The organism is Corynebacterium sp. HMSC075D04 (genome assembly GCF_001815635.1).
In the GTDB taxonomy this organism is placed as follows: Bacteria; Actinomycetota; Actinomycetes; order Mycobacteriales; family Mycobacteriaceae; genus Corynebacterium; species Corynebacterium coyleae.
This window is the reverse complement of record NZ_KV821345.1, coordinates 1-1433: the sequence shown is the minus strand read 5'-3', so window position 1 is coordinate 1433 and position 1433 is coordinate 1. Positions and strand designations below refer to the sequence as shown.

Below are 1433 nucleotides of genomic sequence, written 5' to 3'. Positions count from 1 at the left end.
GTGTCCGAAGTCACGACATATTTGACGGGGTGTGCCTGCGAGGGCAGTCCTGATACTTGACAGGTGAGTCGCGACAAAGTTGACACTTAGGGTTACCTCAGCCGTGTCGGTGACGCTTGACCGGTGAGTCGGGACATGTTTGACATCATGAACAGTCCCAACCGCAACCTTGCCATTGTCAGAGCCGTCAGAGACCAAGGTGCGACACCCACCAACGTCGCCAAACGCTTCGGCATCTCACGCCAACGAGTCCACCAGATCCTCAACGCCTACGACGCAGGCGGCGCCGAAGCAATCGCACCGAAATCACGTGCACCTCACACCCACCCACACGCGGTACCGGACGCGTTACGAAACGAAATCATCGACATCCGCAAGCAACTCACCCGGCACGGACTTGACGCCGGACCCGAAACCATCGCCTACCACCTCGAACAAGCCGGCAAACGTGCCCCTTCAACCTCAACGATTCGCCGCATCCTCACCAACGAAGGCCTAATTACCCCACAGCCGAGGAAAAGGCCGAAAAACTCCTACATCCGCTTCGAAGCCGCAATGCCCAACGAATGCTGGCAAGCTGATATCACCAACCTCTACCTTGCCGACAACACACGAGTAGAAGTCCTCGACTTCCTCGACGACCACTCGCGATACCTGCTGTCAATCACCGCAGCTGCCGCATTCTCAGGCACCACCGTCGCTGCCGAACTGGGCCGTCTGATTGACCAATACGGCCCACCAGCATCCACACTGACGGATAACGGCATGGTCTTTACCACCCGTCTTGCCGGGTGTAAGGGCGGGCGAAACGCGTTCGAAAAGACACTCGCCGCACACAAAATCCAACAGAAAAACGGACGGCCAGGCCACCCCCAAACCCAAGGAAAAATCGAACGATTCCACCAAACCCTCAAAAAATGGATCAAAGCCCGACCCCCAGCACAAACCATCGACGAGCTGCAACAACTCCTCAACGAATTTCGCCAATACTACAACTGCACACGCCCCCACCGAGCCCTAGGCAGACGCACCCCGCAACAGGCATACACCACCGGAGTTAAAGCCACGCCCAACGACAACCCCAAAGAAGAATGGCGCACCCGAAACGACACCGTCGACAAAAACGGCAAAGTCACCGTGCGCTATGCCGGCAAACTCTTCCATCTCGGCATCGGACGCGCCTACAAACACAAGAAAATCCTGATGGTCATCACCGACAACCACATCATCACATCACTCGCCGAAACCGGAGAGGTCATCACCGAGCACTACATCGATACCGCCCGCGACTACCAAAAGGCCTACTGGAAACACGGCGACCCACCACTTCACGCCGAATGAACAAAACCGGCACCCCAGAACAAAAACAACTGGGATGCCGGTCCGTCCAGCATGTCGCGACTCATCCGTCAAGCATGACGCGACTCATGACA

General features: G+C 56.7%; 1 protein-coding gene. It reads left to right on the top strand.

Annotated features, from left to right (window positions below):
* The first annotated feature begins 147 nt into the window (after positions 1 to 147).
* On the top strand, positions 148 to 1341 hold the full coding sequence (locus HMPREF3048_RS06930; protein ID WP_070570731.1) for an IS481 family transposase: 1194 nt from the start codon (positions 148 to 150) through the stop codon (positions 1339 to 1341).
* Positions 1342 to 1433: the final 92 nt, after the last annotated feature.

What these genes read in the sequence shown, in the direction of transcription:
- HMPREF3048_RS06930 (WP_070570731.1), top strand. Translation starts at nt 148, where the DNA reads ATGAACAGTCCCAACCGCAACCTTGCCATTGTCAGAGCCGTCAGAGAC.